The organism is Kitasatospora sp. NPDC087271, from assembly GCF_044744605.1.
In the GTDB taxonomy this organism is placed as follows: domain Bacteria; phylum Actinomycetota; class Actinomycetes; order Streptomycetales; family Streptomycetaceae; genus Kitasatospora.
Window position 1 is genome coordinate 117610 of record NZ_JBIUYQ010000015.1, and the last position, 17817, is coordinate 135426.

The following is a 17817-nucleotide window of genomic DNA, read 5'->3' on the forward strand; positions in this document are numbered from 1 at the left end:
GCTGTTCTCCATCCAGTACGGACAACGTGGTGCAGGCGGTGCGCGGTTCAGCCGGCCGGGCAGGGCCAGGGGGCGAGGGCCGTGCGGTCCAGGTCGGCGAGCCGGGGGCGGCCCAACAGGGCCATGGTGTGCTCCAGTTCGTCGCGCAGCAGGTCGAGGACGCGGTGCACGCCGGCCTCCCCCTCGGTGGCGAGGCCCCAGAACACCGGACGGCCGACCAGGACGGCGCGGGCGCCGAGGGCGAGCGCGACGGCGATGTCGGCGCCGGTGCGCACCCCGCCGTCGAGCAGCACCGGCAGGTCGGCGGGTACGGCGTCGACGACCTCGGGCAGTGCGGCCAGGGAGGGCAGAGCGCCGTCGAGTTGCCGCCCGCCGTGGTTGGAGACCACGACGGCGTCGGCGCCGTGCTCGGCGGCGAGCCGGGCGTCCTCGGCGGTCAGGATGCCCTTGAGGACCAGCGGCAGCCGGGTGCGGGCGCGCAGCCAGTCGAGGTCGGCCCAGGTCAGGGTGGGGTCGAACTGTTCGCGGGCGTGCTCGGCGATGCCCGAGCCGCCGTCCGTCGCGCGGTGGCTGGCGGACATCAGGTCCTGGTCCAGGTTGACGGCGCGGACGGCGGGCGGGATCGCGAAGCCGTTGCGCAGGTCGCGCAGGCGGCGGCCGATCCTGGGGGCGTCCACGGTCAGGACGAGCGCGCGGTAGCCGGCCGCCTCGGCGCGTTCGACCAGGGCGGCGAGCGCGGCGCGCTCGCGCAGCCAGTACAGCTGGAGCCAGAGCGGACCGGTGGCGGCGGCCGCGATCTCCTCCAGCGTGCGGCTGGCGAACATGCCGGCGACCAGCAGGGCCCCGGCGCGGCCGGCGGCGCGCGCGGTGGCGGTCTCGCCCTCCGGGTCGACCAGCCGGTGGTAGGCCATCGGGGCGATGCCGACCGGCAGGCCGAGCGGCGCGCCGAGCAGCGTGCGCGCGGGCGAGCAGTCGGAGACGTCGACCATCGTGCGCGGGCGCAGTGCATAGCGCGCGAACATTTCCCGGTTCGCCGCCACGGTACGTTCCGTGCCGCTGCCGCCTTCGATGAAGTCCCATATTTCCGGGGAAAGTTGCGCGCGCGCGGCGCGCTCCATCCCGGCCAGCGTGAGTTCTCCCACGGGCATCCTCGATTCCGGGCGGCCACGCGTGGACCAGCCCCGGTTCCGCAGCGTAGGAGCAACAACCACATTGGTATAGACCTTGATTTGACCAAACGTCTGTGCAATCGTCTGGCAACGGAATTGACCGTTTTGGTTGTGAACGGCGTCCATGTCAAATCCCCTCACTTGTGTGGAGCGGTGTTGACCGGCATTTCCCCCTCTTCACTTCCGCCTTCCTCACCGCCGCACGCCGACGCCCCGGACGCCTGGGTCGACCGGCTGTTGCTGGCCGGTCCTGGAGGCGAGGAGTGCCTGCATCTCGGCGTACCACTCGACCGGGACGCCCTGCGCGCCCTGGTCGACGAACAGGCCGCGCACCTCGCCGCGGCCGGACTCGGCCCCGGCGGCACGGCCGCGCTACGGCTGCCGCCCTCGGTGGCGTTCGTCACGGTGCTGCTGGCGTGCTGGCGGCTCGGCGCCCAAGTGGCGCTGCTCGACCACCGATTGACGGACCACGAGGTCGACGCGGCGGTGGCGCGGCTGGCCCCGCAGGTCCTGGTAGGCTCCGCCCACCGGCCCGCGGCGGCCCTGCGCGGCTTCTCCGAGGTCGAGCCGGTGGCCGTCCGGCTGCCGGAAGGGCGCCCGGCCCGCACCGGGCACGCGCTGATCCAGCTCAGCTCCGGGTCCACCGGCCCGGCCAAGGTCATCGCCCGCACGGCCTCCGACCTGCTCCGCGAACTCGACTGCTACCACAGGCTGGTGGAGTTCCCCGGCGAGGGCGAGCGGGTCGTCCTGCTGTCCTCCGTGGTGCACGTGCTCGGCCTGGTCGGCGGACTGCTCAACAGTCTGCACGCCCGGGCCTCGCTCACCGTGCCCGAGCGGATGACGGCGGCGGGCATCCTCGCCGCGGTCGCCGCCGGCGACCGGCCGACCACCGTCATCGGAGTGCCCTTCCACGCCGAACTGCTGGCCGGCGCCGTCGCTCCCCCGGCGCTGCCGGGGCTGCGGCGGATGATCGTGGCCGGCGAGCTGGTCCGCCCGGGCCTGCCCGCGCTGTTCGCCGACCGCTACGGCGTCCCGCTCGGCACCATGTACGGGATGACCGAGACCGGGGTCATCGCCACCGACCTGTCCGGCACGCTCCACCCGGCCAAGCAGCCCGTCCACGGGATGCGGCTGCGGCTGGTCGCGGGCGAGCTGCGAATCGGCGCGGAATCCTCGCCCTACCCGGGGCTGGACGACCCGACCCGCTGGTCGGACGGCTGGCTGCACACCCGCGACGCGGCCGAACTCGACCCGGCCACCGGCCTGGTCACCGTCCTCGGCCGCCTGGACTCGCAGGTCTCGATCGGCGGCCTCAAGGTCGACCTCACCGAGGTCGAGCAGACGCTCACCGCGCTGCCCGAGGTCCGCGAGGCCGTCGTGGTCTTCGAGGACGGCGCGATCGAGGCCTACCTCGCCACCGAACCCGACGCCGACCTCGCCCTCGTCCAGGACGGGCTGGCCCGCCGGCTCGCCGCCTACAAGCGGCCGCGACGGCTCGCCCTGCTGCCCCGACTCCCCCGTACCGCCACCGGAAAACTCCTGCGCGACCCGGCCGCCCTGCGCAGCACCGCCACGGCCGCCGCGCTCTGATCCACCGCACGCACCCCGACAAGGAGCCACACCATGCAGGACCGCGTCCGCGAGTTCGTCCTCGCCTCGCTCACCGAGATGCAGTACGACGTCTCCGAGGTCACCGGGGACACCGACCTCGGCCCGGCCGGGCTGGACCTCGAATCGCTCGCGCTGGCCGAGCTGTCGGTGCAGGTCGAGGACGAGTTCGGGATCAAGTTCGACCTCGACGAGATGGAGACCACCGCGCTGATGACCCTCGACGAGTTCACCGCCGACGTCGTCAAGCGGATCGCCGCCAGCGCCACCGCTGCCACCGCCACCGCCACCGCCGGCAGCCCGGCGTGAGCGGCTCCGCCCTCCCCGACCGGGCCGAGGTCCGCGCCATGCTGGCGGCGTTCGGGCAGCGCGCCGCCGACACCGTGCCCGACGACCTCGGATCGCTCGAACTCACCTGGCTCATAGCCGAGTTCGAGCAGCGCTACGGTATCCAGGTGGACCTCGACGACGACCGCTTCGGCGCCATCCGGACGGTCGACGACGCCACCGAACTGCTACGTTCGGCCGTCCTCGCCGAACGTGTGGGCGCCCGGCCATGACCACCGGCGCGCCCTCCGCACACCGGCCGCGCGGCCGGCCGGTGGTCACCGGGCTCGGCGTGCTCAGCGCCGCCGGGCGCGGACTCGGCCCGCTGACCGAGGCCGCCGCCCACGGCAAGACCGCCTTCGGCCCCGTCACCCGCTTCGACGTGAGCGCCCGCCGCACCACCCGGGCCGCCCTGCTGCCCGACGACGTGCCGCTCGCGCACACCTTCCCGCTGGCCCGCGCGGTGCTCGACGCCGTCGGCCAGGCCTGCCGCCAGGCCGGACTGACCGCCGCCGACGGCGCGGACACGCCCGTCCTGCTCGCCCTGCACAGCGACGAACGGACCAGGGGCACCGCCGACGCGGTGGCCGCCGGCGTCCGCGCCGCCTGGGGCACCGCGGGCGTCACCCGGGTGTACACCGGCGCCTGCGTGGCAGCCGCGACCGCCGTCGCGGACGCCGCGGCGCTGGTCGCCACCGGGCGGCACGAGCGGGTCCTGGTCGCGGCCGGGCACCTGGTCGAGCCGGGCGTGTTCGCCGTCTTCGACGCCGGCCGCGCGCTGGCCCGGGACGGCGAGCTGCGCCCGTTCAGCACCGGCCGCACGGGCACCCTGCTCGGCGACGCGGCCGCCGCCGTGGTGGTCGAGGCCGCCCCGGCCGCCGAACGGCGCGGCGCCACCGCCCTCGCCCGGCTGGCCGGCTGGGGCCGCGCCGGGGACGCCCACCACGTGTGCCGCCCCGAACCGGACGGCGCCGGAGTCGCCCGGGCCGTCGAGGCCGCGCTCACCCGCGCCGGCGTCGCCCCGGCCGAGGTCGGCTACGTCAACGCCAACGGCACCGGCTCCACCCTCGCCGACCAGGCCGAGGCGAGCGCGCTGCGCCGGGTCTTCGGCGCGCACACCGCCGAACTCCCGGTCAGCTCCAGCAAATCCGTCCACGGGCACGCTCTGGAAGCCTCCGCCCTGCTCGAACTCGCCGTCACCATCGGCGCGTTGGGCACCGGCCTGCTCCCGGTCAATGCCGGCTGGCTCGGCCCGGACCCGGACGTCGGCCTGGACCTCGTCCTGGACGGCCCCCGCGCCGCCCGCCCCCGCTACGCACTCAGCCTCAACTCCGCCTTCGGCGGCGCCAACACCGCCCTGCTGGTGGCCCCCGCATGACCGGCCACCGGCCCCCGCCCGCCGTTCGACGGCGCCGACCCCGTACCCCGGCACCCACACCATGACCACCGACGCCACAGACCCCGACGCCACGAGCTTCGGCGCCGCACCCGCGCCGGCCGCCGCCCGGCTGCGGGTCCTCGCCGAGGCCCGCCGACCCGACCCCGGCTCGGCCGACCCCGACCTGGCCGGCCCGCCGCCACCGCTGCCCGGCTTCGCCGCCTCCGGCTTCAACCCGCTGGTCGCCGACACCGCCGACCGCTGCCTGCGCGCCCACCACGGCGCCCCGCCCGCCCCCGGGCGGACCGCACTGCTGCTGGCCAGCGCCGGCGGCGACCGCGCCACCGCGCGGGCCATCGACCGGAGCGCCGAACCCGGACGACGCCCCGCACCCCTGTTGTTCTTCCAGTCCAACCCCAACGCCGTCCTCGGGCACATCGCCGCCCGCTGGGGCCTGACCGGCCCCGTCGTGGCGATCAGCCCGGCCCGCGCCGTCCCCGGGCAGGTGCCCTCGGACGCGCTCGACCTCGCGGCGCTGCTCCTCGCGGACGGCGACGCCGACCAGGTGCTGGTCATCGCCGCCGAACCGGGCGACGACGGACCGGGCGGGGCCGCCGGACACGCGGTGGCCGTCCTGGTCACCGGCTGACGTCCCGGTCACCGCCTCAGTCACCGACCGAGTCACCGACTGAACCGTCCGGCCACCGCCGGCCGTACCCACGAACGAGGCCCGACGACTGAAGCAGCCGCACCCGGCAGACCAGCACCCGGCCCCGTCACCCACCCAGGCCCCGTCGCACCCGCCGACAGCCCACCGACACCCGCCGACACCCTTCGCCGCCCGCGCGGCCGCCCGACCCACGCCAACCGATCAGCCGCCCGGGCCGTCTCCGGCCCCGAGGGAGGGATCCACCCCGTGACCATCCGCAGTGTCCGCAGCCTGATCGCGGACGACCCCGACGTGGGCGCCGGCAACGTCCTGACCGCCCGGCTCGCACTCGGCTTCGGCCTCGACGAACCGCTGCTGACCTTCGACACCCCGGTGGACGACCACCCCGCCTGGCGACCGCTCACCCTGCGCGAACTCGACCGCGCCGTCCGGGCCCGCGCCGCCGCGCTGCACGCCCTCGGCATCACCCGGCGCGACCCGGTGGTGGTCTTCGCGAGCGACGCCGCCGACCACGTGCTCGCCTTCCTCGCCCTGACCCGGCTCGGCGCCATCCCCGCGCTGCTCAACCCCAACGTGGACGGCGAGCGGGCCGCCCGCTACATCGCCCGCCTCGGCGCCGTCGGCGTCCTCGCCGACCCGGCCCACCTGGCCGCGCTGGCCGGCCACGACCCCGGCGCGCCGCTGCTGCCCGAGATCTCCACCCTCGGCGCGGGCGACCCGGACGCCGCCCCCGAGCCGTACCGGCACTGGTCCGGCGACCCGGTGGCGATCACCCACTCCTCCGGCACCACCGGAATGCCCAAGGCCGTCGTCCACTCGCACGCGAGCCTGTACGCGGCGATCCGCCACCGGCTGCGGCTGCCCCGCCCGCAGGGCCAGGACCGGATGCTCAGCGCACTGCCCGCGCCGCACGCCGCCACCCTGATCGCGCTCAACCTGGCACTCAGCTCGCACACCGAACTCGCCGTGCTGTCACGGCAGTCCGGCGCCGGGGTGCTGGACGCGATCGAGCAGTGGCGGCCCACCGGGGTGATCGGCTTCGCCGCCACCTGGGCCGAACTCGCCCACCACGACCTCGCCGCCCGGGACCTCGCCACCGTCGCCCTGTGGTGGAACACCGGCGACTGCGCGCACGAGGTGCACATCCGCCGCCTGATCGCCACCGGCAGCCGGGAGTCCGTCACCCGCGCGGGCCGCACCCGGACGCCGGGCTCGCTGTTCGTCGACGGCCTGGGCTCCACCGAGATGGGCCACTCGCACTTCTTCATCACCCACGGCCCCGGCACCGAGCGCTACGGGCGCTGCGTCGGGCGCCCGCACGCCTTCGTCGACTGCGAGGTGGTCGGCCCGGACGGCGAGCCGCTCGGCCCCGGCGAGGTCGGCGAACTCGCCACCTCCTCACCGACCCTGGCGCTCGGCTACTGGAACGACTCGGCCACCACCTTCCGCACCCGGATCCGCGGCCGCTTCCTCACCGGCGACCTGATGTACCGGGACGAGGAGGGCTACTACTACCACGTCGACCGGGCCGTCGACTCGGTCGAACTCGGCGACGGCAAGCGGCTGTTCACCGCCATGTCGGAGGAGCGGGTGCTGGCCGCCCGCCCGGACGTGGCGGACTGCACGGTGGTCGCCGTACGGGACGGCGAGCGCGTGGTCACCGACGTGCTGCTGATCCTCACCGCCGACGCCGACCCGACCGCCGACCGGACCAAGGACGTCATCGCCGCCCTGGACGAGGCCGCCGCCGCGACCGTACGCCAGGTGCTGGTCGTCTCCGGGGACGACATCCCGCTCGGCCCCACCGGCAAGGTCCGCAAGGTGCTGCTGCGCCAGCGCTACCTCGACGCCGCGGCCGGTGCCCGATGACCCGCCGCGAGGGCGCCGTCGTCACCGGCCTCGGCCTGGTCTCGCCGCTCGGCCGCAAGCCCGCCGAGGTGTTCGACGCGCTCAACGCCGGGCGCTCCGGACTGACCGCCGTCCCCGAGGGCCACGCCGCGCACGGCTGGCTGCCCGCCGCCGGGATCGCCCCCGCCGTGGACGGCCGCGAGGTGCTGCCACCCACCGAGACCCGCTGCGTGGACCGCTTCGTGCTGCTCGCCCTGGCCGCCGCCGACGACGCGCTCGCCGACGCCGGCCTGGTCGTCGGCCGGGACGCCGACCCGCACCGCACCGCCGTGGTGCTGGCCACCGGCGGCGGCGGACTGGAGACCTTCGAGCAGCAGTCGCACCGCCGGCTGGAACGCGGCCGCCCCGGCGTCAGCCCGTACCTGCTGCCGGGCATGCTCTCCAACATGGCCACCGCCCGGATCGCCATCAAACACGGCATCCGCGGCTACAGTTCGGCCGTGGTGACGGCCTGCGCGGCCGGCGCCCAGGCCGTCGCCGAGGGGCTGCGGCTGATCCGCTCCGGCGACGCGGACGTGGTGGTGTGCGGCGGCACCGAGTCCTCGCTGCACCCGACCATCGCCGCCGCCTTCACCAACGCCCGTGCGCTCGCGCAGGGTTGGGAGGATCCGGAGCAGGCCAGCCGGCCCTTCGACACCCGCCGCAACGGCTTCGTGCTCGGCGAGGGCAGCGCCGTCCTCGTGCTGGAACGCGCCGACCACGCCGACGCCCGCGGCGCCGCCGGGTACGCGGACGTCATCGGCTGGGGCGCCTCGACCGACGCCCACCACCCGACCATGCCCCGCCCCGACGGCTCCGGTGCCGCCGACGCGATGCGCTCCGCGCTCGCCAACGCCGGCCTGGCCCCGGGCGACATCGACTACGTGAACGCCCACGGCACCGGCACCAAGCTCGGTGACGTGGCCGAGACCGCCGCCCTGCGCGCCGTCTTCGGCGCGCACCCGCCCGCGGTCAGCTCCACCAAGGGTGCCACCGGCCATCTCCTCGGCGCCGCGGGCGCGTTGGAGGCGGCGGTGACCGCCCTGGCGGTGGCGAGGGGGACGCTGCCGCCGACACTCAACCTGACCGACCCCGACCCGGCCTGCGACCTGGACCACGTCCGGGGCGGGGCCCGGTCCGCACCGGTGCGCGCCGCGCTGAGCAACGCCTTCGCCTTCGGCGGCCACAACCTCAGCCTGATCCTCGGCCCGGCGTCCACCCGGGCCGCCAAGTAGCGCGCCGATCCACGCCCTTCCATCCCTCCGGGGGAGATCCCGTTGTCCATCCAGTCCATCACCCACGTCGAGTTCCACTGCGCGGACGCCGACAAGACCGCGGCCGGGCTCTGCGCCGACTTCGGCTTCGCCGCCGACGCCCCGGAGACCGCACCGGACGGCGCCCGCACGATCCGGCTGCGCCAGGGCTCGATCCGGATGCACCTGGCCTCCGCCGCCGACCCCGACCACCCGGTGGCCGGCTTCGTCGCCCGGCACGGGGACGGCGTCGCCGCCCTCGCCCTCGCCTGCACCGACCCGCAGGCCGCGCTGGAGCGCGCCGAGCGGCACGGCGCCCGCGTGCTGGACCGGGCCGGCCGGCTGATCGCCGGCTTCGGCGACACCGCCCTGAGGTTCGTACCGCCGCGCCCGGCCGAACCCGCCGACGAGCCGGGCCTGTTGGACGCCCTGGACCACGTCGCGATCTGCGTCCCGGCCGGCGAACTCGCCGACGCCGTACGGTTCTGCGAGGCCGCGCTCGGCTTCCACCGGATCTTCGGCGAGTACATCGAAGTCGGCCGGCAGGCCATGGACTCCAGCGTGGTGCAGAGCGCCTCCGGCGAGGTCACCTTCACCCTGATCGAGCCGGACACCACCCGGCGACCCGGCCAGATCGACGAGTTCCTGGCCTCCCACGACGGCGCCGGAGTGCAGCACCTGGCCTTCCGCACCGGCGACATCGCCACCGCCGTCCGCACCGCCCGGGCCAACGGCGTGGAGTTCCTGAGCACTCCGGGCGCCTACTTCGACGCCCTGGCCGAGCGGTTCGGCGAGACGGCGATCCCGGTGGAGACCCTGCGCGACCTGCACGTGCTCGTCGACCAGGACCACGGCGGCCAGCTGTTCCAGATCTTCGTCCGCTCCACCCACCCGCGGCGGACGTACTTCCTGGAGCTGATCGAGCGCCAGGGCGCCGGCACCTTCGGCACCGCGAACATCAAGGCCCTGTACGAGGCCGTCGAGCGGCAGAGCTCCGACGCCGCCGTCTGACCGCCGCCCACACCTCAAGAAGGGGCACACCCCATGACCACCGCCGTCGAGTTCCGCCTCAGCGAGGCCGAACACGCCCTGCTGCCCACGCCCGAGGAGGTGGCCCACTACCGCGAGCACGGCTGGTACCTGTCCCGGAAGCTGTTCAGCGACGAGGAACTGGACACCCTCCAGGCCGCCACCGAGCTCTACTACGGCGGCCACCGCGACCGCGAACTGCCCGCCCGCCCGCCGCGCCTGGCCGCCTGGGATCCCTCGCAGGGCCCGATCCAGCGGCACAACGACTACGTGCACTACGAGAGCGACGCCATCGGCGCGATCCTGCGCAAGCCGCTGATCGGCGCGGTGGCCGCCCTGCTGGCCGGCGCCGAGGAGATCCGGGTGTTCCAGGCGACCCTGATCTACAAGCCGCCGGTGCCCGGGGAGCCGAGCAACCAGGTGCCCTGGCACTTCGACAAGCACTACTGGCAGACCTCCACCTCGGAGGAGATGCTCACCGCGTTCATCCCGTTCCACGACTGCCGCGAGGAGAACGGCACCATCACCATGGTGGACGGCAGCCACCGCTGGCGGGAGCTGGACTCCGGCGAGGACTCCACCCGCCACTTCGCCGACCGCGACCGCACCCAACTCGACGGCATCCTGGCCGCCAACGCCGCCCACAACGGGCAGCAGGTGCGCACCGTCCCGATGCGCATCCCGCGCGGCCACATGTCCTTCCACCACTGCCGTACCTACCACGGCAGCGGCCCCAACCTGGCCTCCTTCCCCCGCCGGGCCGTCTCGCTGCACCTCCAGGACGGCGCCAACGAGTACCGCCACCACACCCGGGCGGACGGCGGCCCGGTGGTGTACAACCACGACGTGCTGGTGCGCCGCACCGCCGACGGCCGGCCCGACTACGCCGACCCGCAGTTCTGCCCGACCATCTGGCGGGGGACCCGGTGACGGCTCCCCCGGCGACCCTGTCCCCCGGCACCGCCGCCCCCGGCGCCGCACCGCTGGACACGCCGGCCGAGCGCTACCGGATGCTGCGGCTGATCCGCGGCTTCGAGGAGCTGGCGCTCGGCCTGGTGAAGGCCGGCGCGATCCCCGGCGGCATCCACCCGTACATCGGGCAGGAGGCCGTCGCGGTCGGCGTCTGCTCGGCGCTCGGCCCCGCCGACCGGCTCACCAGCACCCACCGCGGCCACGGCCACGTGCTCGCCCGGGGCGCCGCACCGCACCGGCTGCTCGCCGAACTCGCGGGCCGCGTCGACGGGTTGAACGGCGGCCGGGGCGGCTCGATGCACGCCGCCGACCTCTCGCTCGGCATCCTCGGCGCCAACGGCATCGTCGGCGCCGGCGCCCCGATCGCGGTCGGCGCCGCCTGGGCCGCCCGCCAGGCCGGGGACGGCCGGGTGGCCGTGGCCTTCTTCGGCGACGGCGCGCTCAACCAGGGCGTGCTGCTGGAGTCGTTCAACCTCGCCGCGATGTGGCGCCTGCCGGTGGTGTTCGTCTGCGAGAACAACGGCTACGCCACCACCCTGCCAGCCGCCACCGCGGTCGCGGGCAGCGCGACCGGGCGGGCGGCCGCCTTCGGCATCCCCGCCGAGGAGGTGGACGGCATGGACACCGAGGCCGTCCGCGCCGCCGCCCTGCGCGCGGTGGAGCGGGCCCGGTCCGGCGGCGGCCCCGGCTTCCTGGAATGCCGCACCTACCGCTACGAGGGCCACCACACCATGGAACGCCGGATGAAGCTGCACTACCGCACCCCCGAGGAGGTCGAGGCCTGGCGCGCCCGCGACCCGCTCCCCCGGGCCGCCGCCCAGCTGGAGCAGCCGGCCGTCGCCGAACTCGACGACGCGGTGGCCCGCCAGCTCGCCGCCGCCGAGGAGTTCGCCCTCGCCTCCGAACACCCCGACCCGGCCGGCGCGTTGGACCACCTGTACGCCGACGGCCTGCGGCCCCGGGCCGGGGCGGTGGCATGACCAGGCTCTCGTACACCAAGGCCCTCAACCGGGCGATCGCCGACGAACTCGCCGACGACCCGGCGGTCTGCGTCTTCGGCGAGGACATCGGCGCCGGGATGGCCGGCCCGACGCTCGGCCTGCTGGACCGCTTCGGGCCCGAGCGGATCGTCGACACCCCGCTGTCCGAGCAGGCCTTCACCGCCATGGCGATCGGCGCGGCGCTCGCCGGGCGGCGCCCGGTGCTGGAGTTCCAGATCCCCTCGCTGCTGTTCCTGGTCTTCGAGCAACTCGTCAACCAGGCACACAAGTTCTCGCTGATGACCGGCGGGCAGGCGAGCGTCCCGCTGACCTGCCTGGTGCCCGGCTCGGGCTCCCGGGACGGCTGGGCCGGGCAGCACTCCGACCACCCGTACAGCCTGTTCGCGCACGCCGGGGTGAAGACCGTGGTGCCCGCCACCCCGACCGACGCCTACGGGCTGCTGCGCTCGGCGATCCGCGACCCGGACCCGGTCGTGGTGTTCGCGCCCGCCGCCGCCCTCCCGGTGCGCGAGACCGTCACCTGGGACCTCGCGCCGATCCCGCTCGGCCGAGCCCGGATCCACCGCCCCGGCACCGACGTCACCGTGGTCGCCGTCGGACACCTGGTGCACGACGCGCTCGCCGTGGCGGACGAGGTCGCCGAGGACATCTCGGTCGAAGTCCTCGACCCCCGCACGCTGTACCCCCTAGATTGGGCCGCGCTCGCAGCCTCGCTGGAACGTACCGGCCGGCTGGTCGTCTTCGACGACTCCAACCGCAGCTGCGGCTTCGCCGCGGAGGTGCTGGCCACCGCCTCCGAGGAGATGCGCCTGATCGCCCCGCCCCGCCGGGTCACCCGCCCCGACGGCGCCGTCCTGCCGTTCGCCCCCGCCCTCGACCGCGCCCTCCAGCCCGGCCGCGAGCAACTGCGCCACGCCCTGCACGCCGTCCTCAAGCACCCCTGAGCAGAAGGAGCCGCCTTGTCCACCAACCGCTACCACTGGGACCGTTCGCACCCCGGCCTGACCAGCCTCCAGCAGGCCATCGACCCGCTGCGCCGCGAGGTCGTCGGCCACGGCGTGTACGGCGGGCTGACCAGCATCGGGCGCGTCCGCACCTTCCTGGACAGCCACGTCTTCGCGGTCTGGGACTTCATGTCGCTGCTGAAGAGCCTGCAGCGCGACCTCACCAGCGTCGAGGTCCCGTGGGTCCCGAGCGGGCCGACCGCCAGCCGCCGGCTGATCAACGAGATCGTGCTGGTCGAGGAGAGCGACGAACTCGGGGAGGGCTACACCAGCCACTTCGAGCTGTACGTCGAGGGCATGCGGCAGGCCGGCGCCGACCCGGGCCCGGTGGAGGAGTTCCTGGGGCTGCTGGGCACCGGCACCGCCGTCCCGCAGGCGCTGAAGGCCGCCGCGGTGCCGCAGGCCGCCGTCGACTTCACCGGCACCACCTGGTCGATCATCGAGAACGCGCCGGTGCACTGCCGGGCCGCCGCCTTCGCCTTCGGCCGCGAGGACCTGATCCCGGACATGTTCGCGCAGGTGGTCGGCATCGACGACCCGGACGGCGTGCTCACCGTCTTCAAGGACTACCTGGCCCGGCACATCGAGGTGGACGGCGAGCAGCACACCCCGATGGCGATGCAGATGCTGATCGACCTGTGCGGCGACGACCAGGCCAAGTGGGACGAGTGCGCCGAAACCGTCCGCACCGCGCTGCGCGCCCGGGTGCAGCTGTGGACGGCGATCGAGGCCGCCTTCGCGTAGCGCGGCCCAGGCGCGGCTCACCCCGCGGCTCACCCCGCGCGTCGCGGTACGACTCACGCCACGCGCGGTACGGCTCAGATCACCTTCGGGACGGCGGCGGCCGACGCGGGCAGTTCGTCCGCCGCCGTCCGGAAGCGGTGCAGCGCGGCCCGGCCCTCCGCCCCCCGCACCCGGGCGGCGAGCCGGGCCGGCAGCACCACGGTGGTCAGGTATCCGGCGCCGCCGAACCCCTCGACCGTCCAACTCACCCAGGGAAGCGGATAGTTGGCGGCCGGGCTGAAGAACACCGGCCGGTGCCCCTGGAAGCTCACCCGATAGGCCCCGAACCGGCTCCAGTTCGAGAAGCTGAACCGGCGCTCCTGCGGGTCGAAGCCCAGCGGCACGCAGTCCCGCAACCGGGAGCGGCCGAGCGAGGCCAGGAAGCCGAGATTGGAACGCAGGTTGAGGTGGGCGGCCGGGAACTCCTCGACCGCCGCCCGCAGCGCGCCCGCGAGCGCCGCCGGGCCGTCCTCGGGCCGGTGCGACACGTGGACGTCGCCCAGCAGGTTGCCCACCAGGGCGGGTGAAAGTCCGAGCCAGCGCCGGGCGTTGACCGGTACGGTCAGCCAGCGCTCCGCCTCGTCGCCATCCAACTCCCTTATGGTGCTGACGACATGGGCGCAGAGCACGTCACCGGAGGAGAGCCGTCGGCCGGCCGTCGCGCTGAACTCCGCGCGCATCCGCTCGACTTCGGCGTCCCCGAAGTAGATCTGGACGGTCCGGTTGGCCCGCGGACCGACCGCGACCTCGCGGGCCAGCAACTGCGCCTGCGCCGTCGAGGGCACCCGGAAGCCGGGCCGTCCGCAGTCCTCGGCGGGGAGCACCCGGTCCAGCAACTCGTTCTGATCCTCGACCAGTTCGGCCTCCGGCAGCTCCTCGTCCTCGACCGCCGCCGACCAGATCCGCAGCAGCAGCATGAAGCTGTGCAGATCGCCGATCGCGTGGTGCCAGGAGCAGCCCAGCACCGTCCCACCGTCCCCGGTGCGGGTGACCCGGACGGTGAGCAGCGGTACGCCGCCGCCGCGCGCGGCCGGGGCGTCCACCGGATCGACCAGTTCGGAGCCGGCGGCCGTCACCCGGCCCATCGCCTCGGCGAGCGTGCCGTCCACGGTGTAGACGTCCAGCGGGACGCCGGAGTCGTCGCAGACCGCTTGGAGGGCGCCTCCCCCGCCGGTGCGCAGCCGCCCGGCGAACACCGGTACCCGGTCGAGCGCGCGGGCCAGTCCGGCGGCCAGCCGGTCCTCGTCCAGCGCCTGGTCGAAGTAGAGCACGACCGAGACGGCGAGGTCCGCCAGCATGGTGTCCATCAGGCCGCAGTGCAGCACCGTTCCGGGGGCACGGCCGGCACTGACAGTCCGGGATCTTCGCAACACCGGCCAACTACTCATGCGTTCCGTCCCCGATTGTTCGGCGGGTGGCGTGCGGGCACGCCGAACGATAGTGCCGCGCCGTCACAGTGGTCCAGTCCAATCCCGGGATCCGGAAAGGCCGCTGGACTGCTGCGGCGATAGAATGCCCAGCATGGGAGAGCGCCCGGGCGCACCCACCGCGCCGCCCCTCGTCCTGGTCACCGACACCGGGTCGCTGCTGATCGACCCGGCCCTGGCCTACCACCTCGGCCGCGACCCGACCAGCGAGGTCGTCCTGGACGACCCCCGGGTCTCCTGGCACCACGCCGTGCTGCGGGCCACCGACGGGCATTGGCTGCTGGAGGACGCCGGCAGCACCAACGGCACCTACGACCAGGGCCGCCGGGTCGAGCGCGAGGACATCGGCCCCGGCACCCGGCTGCGCTTCGGCGATCCGGCCGACGGCCCGTCCGCGACCTTCGCCGGCCTGCCCCGCCCCGACCCCGGCGAACGGCCCTCCCTGCTCGCCCCGCAGGCCTCCGGCACCTTCCGCAGCCCCAGCTCGGTGCTCCAACTGCCCGGCCGCACGGTCCGAATCGGCCGCTCGCACGACAACGACCTGGTCCTGGACGACCTGGTGGTCTCCCGCCACCACGCCGAACTGCGCGAACTGCCCGGCGGCGGCCACGAGATCGTCGACCTGGACAGCCACAACGGCACCTACCACAACGGCCGCCCGGTGCAGCGGGCAGCGGTCGGCCCGGCCGACATCGTCGGCATCGGCCACTCCGCGCTCTGCCTCGCCGACGACCACCTGGTCGAGTACACCGACACCGGCGAGATCTCCCTGGACGTGCGGCACCTGGTGGTCCGGGTCGGGTCCGACCACCGGGTGCTGCTGGACGACGTGAGCTTCCCGCTCGCCGAGAAGGCGCTGCTGGCGGTGGCCGGCCCGAGCGGCGCCGGCAAGTCCACCCTGCTCAACGCACTGACCGGGCTGCGCCCCGCCGACGAGGGCACCGTGCTGTACGACGGGCGCGACCTCTACCGCGACTACGCCGAACTGCGCCGCCGGATCGGCCTGGTGCCGCAGGACGACATCCTGCACACCCAGCTCACCGTCCGCCGCGCGCTCGGCTACGCCGCCGAGCTGCGCTTCCCCGGCGACACCGCGAAGCACGAGCGGGAGGCCCGGGTCGTCGAGGTGGTCCACGAGCTGGGCCTGGCCGGCCGGGCCGACCAGGTGATCGGCAGCCTCTCCGGCGGCCAGCGCAAGCGGGTCAGCGTCGCGCTGGAGCTGCTCACCAAGCCCTCGCTGCTGTTCCTCGACGAGCCGACCTCCGGTCTGGATCCGGGCATGGAGCGCTCGGTGATGCACATGCTGCGCGGGCTGGCCGACGACGGCCGGACGGTGGTCGTGGTGACGCACAGCGTGCTGAGCCTGAACGTGTGCGACCGCCTGCTGGTGCTCGCCCCCGGCGGCCGGACGGCCTACTACGGCCCGCCGGGCGAGGCGCTGGCGTTCTTCGGCTTCGCGGAGTGGCCGGAGGCCTTCGAGGCCTTCGAGAACGAGGACCACGAGGCCTGGCAGCGCCGCTTCCGCACCTCCCCGCAGTACGAGCGGTACGTCGCCGCCGAGGCGGTGTCCCTGACTCCGGCCGCGGCACCGGGAGCGCCGGGGGCAGCGGGGCCGGCAGCGGAGCCGGCGCGGGCGCCGGTGGCCGGGCGGGACCCGATCGGCTGGGAGAAGCCGCAGGGCTGGTTCTCCCAGCTGGGCACCCTGGTACGCCGGTACACCGCGGTGCTCGCCGCCGACCGGCTGTTCCTGACCATCATGGTGGTGCTGCCCTTCGTGATCGGCCTGATGTGCCGGGTGATGGCCGGCTCCCGGCTCACCCCGGACAACGCCGTGAACTGCCTGCTCACGCTGTGCATCGGCGGCCTGCTGACCGGCGCCGCCAACTCGGTGCGCGAGGTGGTCAAGGAACGGGCGATCTACCGCCGGGAACGCGTGGTCGGACTGTCCAGATCCGCGTACCTGGTCTCCAAGGTGGTGGTACTCGGCACGGTCACGGCCGGCCAGGCCGTCGTGCTGACCGTGGTCGGCCTCGCCGGGGTGGACCTCTCCTGGGCGGTGCCGACCGGGGTGGTGATGCCGCAGCTGCCCGAACTGATCATCGCGGTCGCGCTGCTGGCGTTCTCGGCGATGATGCTCGGCCTGGTGGTCTCGGCGATCGTCGACAAGGAGGAGGCCACCATGCCGCTGCTGGTGCTCCTCTCGGTGGTGCAGATCGTCTTCAGCGGCCTGATGCTCAAGCTGCACGGCGTGCCCGGGCTGGAGCAGTTCGCCTGGCTGATCCCGTCCCGCTGGGGCATGGCCGCGATGGCCCGCACCGTCGAGCTCCACGGCATCTTCCCGAGCGCGATCACCGCCGACCCGATGTTCCGCCACGAGCGCGCCGGCTGGCTGCTCGACATCGCGGTGCTGCCCGGCCTCGCGGTCGCGTACGGGCTGCTGGTGCTGGCCCTGCTGCGGCGGCACGAGCCCGCGATCATGCGGCGCTGAGCCCTGACGAGCGGCCCCGGGCCCCGGCCGACCACCGCCGGTACAGTGGGAAGCGACCTGTGGTGCGAGTCCCATCGCTATGACCGCGCGCAGCCGCGGGCTCGCGCGGCGGAGGAAATGTAGCCGCCCATGGACGAGTTCGCGTTCCGCCCCACCCACGTCGCCCCACCGGCCGGGATGGCCACCTGGGCGGCCCCGGACCCGGCCCGGCCCGCCACCCGGCTGGACGCGCTGCTGCCGGTGCGGGTGGTCGCCCGGCAGGGCGACTGGGCGCAGATCCTCTGCTCCAACGGCTGGACGGCCTGGGTCGACGGCCGCCTGCTGGTCGCCCTCCCGGAGCCGCCGCCCACCGCCGGGGGCCCGCCCACCCGGACGGCGGACCCGCGCCCGGCGCTCGTGGAGGCCGAGGCCGCGGTGGCCCGCTACCGCGCCCTGCTGGAGGACCTCGCGGCGGGCGCCCTGGACCTGGAGGCCTTCCGGGAGCGGACCCGTGGCCTGCGGATCGGCCTGGTCGTCGACGCCGAGGCTCTCTGGGTGTTCGACGCGGTGCGCGACCGCTGGTGCTACTGCGACGGGCTCCAGCTCCAGACGTACGCGACCACCGACCGGCCGGTGCCCGGGCCGTCGCCCACACCGCCCCCCGCCCCGTCGCCCGCCCCCGCCGCCCCGCCGGGGCCCGCGCCCGGTCCGTACGCACCCACCCGGCCGGGCGCGCCGTGACCCCGGCCGAACGACCTCCCGAACGCCCCCTCGACCGTTCGGCCGCCCGGCCCGCGGCCCAGCCGGCCGAACGGGTGCCCGAAGACCGCCCCGACCGCCCC

The 17817-nt window shown here is 74.9% G+C and carries 16 protein-coding genes; 14 read left to right on the forward strand and 2 right to left on the reverse strand.

The features are described 5' to 3' along the window. Positions 1–47: 47 nt before the first annotated feature. Positions 48–1148 (reverse strand): alpha-hydroxy acid oxidase, encoded by a 1101-nt coding sequence (locus tag ACIO9K_RS24330; protein WP_400332981.1) that lies wholly within the window; start codon positions 1146–1148, stop codon positions 48–50. A 174-nt stretch (positions 1149–1322) separates the two neighbouring features. Here ACIO9K_RS24330 and ACIO9K_RS24335 point away from each other — a divergent pair, with 174 nt between their 5' ends. The 12 genes from ACIO9K_RS24335 to ACIO9K_RS24390 all read left to right on the forward strand — a co-directional run bounded on the left by ACIO9K_RS24335 (position 1323) and on the right by ACIO9K_RS24390 (position 13042). Next, the gene (locus tag ACIO9K_RS24335) at positions 1323–2759 is read left to right on the forward strand and encodes an AMP-binding protein (RefSeq protein WP_363632644.1); all 1437 of its coding nucleotides are present in this window, start codon (positions 1323–1325) and stop codon (positions 2757–2759) included. A 33-nt stretch (positions 2760–2792) separates the two neighbouring features. Beyond that, positions 2793–3086 (forward strand): phosphopantetheine-binding protein, encoded by a 294-nt coding sequence (locus ACIO9K_RS24340; protein WP_400332985.1) that lies wholly within the window; start codon positions 2793–2795, stop codon positions 3084–3086. Next, on the forward strand, positions 3083–3337 hold the full coding sequence (locus tag ACIO9K_RS24345) for an acyl carrier protein (protein WP_363617203.1): 255 nt from the start codon (positions 3083–3085) through the stop codon (positions 3335–3337). Before ACIO9K_RS24340 ends, ACIO9K_RS24345 begins: the two co-directional genes overlap by 4 nt. Next, complete coding sequence (locus tag ACIO9K_RS24350; RefSeq protein ID WP_400332989.1) at positions 3334–4482, forward strand: beta-ketoacyl synthase N-terminal-like domain-containing protein; 1149 nt, start codon at positions 3334–3336, stop codon at positions 4480–4482. The genes ACIO9K_RS24345 and ACIO9K_RS24350 overlap by 4 nt, the downstream gene beginning before the upstream one ends. Before the next feature lie 61 nt (positions 4483–4543). Then, complete coding sequence (locus tag ACIO9K_RS24355; RefSeq protein WP_400332992.1) at positions 4544–5131, forward strand: hypothetical protein; 588 nt, start codon at positions 4544–4546, stop codon at positions 5129–5131. A 267-nt stretch (positions 5132–5398) separates the two neighbouring features. Next, entirely contained in the window at positions 5399–7021 is a 1623-nt protein-coding gene (locus ACIO9K_RS24360) for a class I adenylate-forming enzyme family protein (protein ID WP_400332995.1), read from the forward strand. Further along, positions 7018–8274 (forward strand): beta-ketoacyl-[acyl-carrier-protein] synthase family protein, encoded by a 1257-nt coding sequence (locus tag ACIO9K_RS24365; RefSeq protein ID WP_363617211.1) that lies wholly within the window; start codon positions 7018–7020, stop codon positions 8272–8274. The genes ACIO9K_RS24360 and ACIO9K_RS24365 overlap by 4 nt, the downstream gene beginning before the upstream one ends. 42 nt (positions 8275–8316) lie before the next feature. Continuing rightward, positions 8317–9303, forward strand: coding sequence for a 4-hydroxyphenylpyruvate dioxygenase (gene hppD / locus ACIO9K_RS24370; protein ID WP_400332998.1), 987 nt, complete (start codon positions 8317–8319; stop codon positions 9301–9303). A gap of 33 nt (positions 9304–9336) precedes the next feature. Next, positions 9337–10251 (forward strand): phytanoyl-CoA dioxygenase family protein, encoded by a 915-nt coding sequence (locus tag ACIO9K_RS24375; RefSeq protein WP_400333001.1) that lies wholly within the window; start codon positions 9337–9339, stop codon positions 10249–10251. Beyond that, positions 10248–11273 (forward strand): thiamine pyrophosphate-dependent dehydrogenase E1 component subunit alpha, encoded by a 1026-nt coding sequence (locus ACIO9K_RS24380; protein ID WP_400333004.1) that lies wholly within the window; start codon positions 10248–10250, stop codon positions 11271–11273. Before ACIO9K_RS24375 ends, ACIO9K_RS24380 begins: the two co-directional genes overlap by 4 nt. Next, entirely contained in the window at positions 11270–12238 is a 969-nt protein-coding gene (locus tag ACIO9K_RS24385; RefSeq protein WP_363617221.1) for a transketolase C-terminal domain-containing protein, read from the forward strand. Before ACIO9K_RS24380 ends, ACIO9K_RS24385 begins: the two co-directional genes overlap by 4 nt. 15 nt (positions 12239–12253) lie before the next feature. Continuing rightward, a complete protein-coding gene (locus tag ACIO9K_RS24390) occupies positions 12254–13042 on the forward strand; it encodes a DUF3050 domain-containing protein (RefSeq protein WP_363582518.1) in 789 nt (262 codons plus the stop codon). A gap of 74 nt (positions 13043–13116) precedes the next feature. Here the strand turns inward: ACIO9K_RS24390 and ACIO9K_RS24395 are convergent, their stop codons facing one another. Beyond that, a complete protein-coding gene (locus ACIO9K_RS24395; protein WP_400333008.1) occupies positions 13117–14388 on the reverse strand; it encodes an acyltransferase in 1272 nt (423 codons plus the stop codon). A gap of 214 nt (positions 14389–14602) precedes the next feature. Between ACIO9K_RS24395 and ACIO9K_RS24400 the strand changes: the two genes are divergently transcribed. Further along, entirely contained in the window at positions 14603–16996 is a 2394-nt protein-coding gene (locus ACIO9K_RS24400) for an FHA domain-containing protein (protein ID WP_400333011.1), read from the forward strand. A 129-nt stretch (positions 16997–17125) separates the two neighbouring features. Further along, a complete protein-coding gene (locus ACIO9K_RS24405) occupies positions 17126–17716 on the forward strand; it encodes a hypothetical protein (RefSeq protein WP_400333013.1) in 591 nt (196 codons plus the stop codon). Positions 17717–17817 lie beyond the last annotated feature (101 nt).